Source organism: Catenovulum sp. 2E275, from assembly GCF_025515275.1.
GTDB lineage: Bacteria > Pseudomonadota > Gammaproteobacteria > Enterobacterales > Alteromonadaceae > Catenovulum.
In genome coordinates, this window is sequence record NZ_JAOPFU010000122.1 from 1 (window position 1) to 576 (window position 576).

Sequence of the window (576 nt, forward strand, 5' to 3'; positions counted from 1 at the left end):
CTACCGCAATATTGCGTTTAGATTTAATGATTTGTTGTACTTGCTTCACTGCCTGTTGGCCGTTACGGTTTGGCCTAAAACCAAAGCTGTTATCAGAAAATGTGTTATCAATGATGAGCGATAAAACCTGAGTAATGGCTTGTTGAATCACTCGGTCAACCACAGTGGGTATTCCGAGTTGTCGTTTGCCCCCATCAGGTTTATCAATTTCAACACGTTTAACGGGTTGTGGGCGATATCTGCCATTGCTCAATTGGGTATTGCACTGTTGCCAGTGTTGCTTTGCCCAATCGATAAACTGGTCTATTTTCATCCCATCAACACCTGCTGCGCCTTTATTGGCTTTAACTTGCTTCCATGCATGTTGAATATTATCGTTTGATAAGACTTGTTCGAATAAATCAAAGTTGAAGGTTGATTGCAATGCATTACGCTGCATACCAGAATCACAGGACTGTGGCGTATCGTTATGTAAGTAATTCATGAAGTATTCCTTCGGTTAAATGTTCAGGCCTTCACCATGTCCCATCCATTACGATGGGCGTTTGGCTACTATGCCATCTGCTGACTGCTGGA

Annotated in this window: 1 protein-coding gene; it reads right to left on the minus strand. The window is 42.5% G+C overall.

Annotated elements, in window-relative coordinates; genetic code table 11:
- Positions 1-484: reverse transcriptase domain-containing protein (locus tag N7931_RS19340; RefSeq protein ID WP_262795976.1), on the minus strand; the 484-nt coding region annotated here is incomplete at its 3' end.
- Positions 485-576 lie beyond the last annotated feature (92 nt).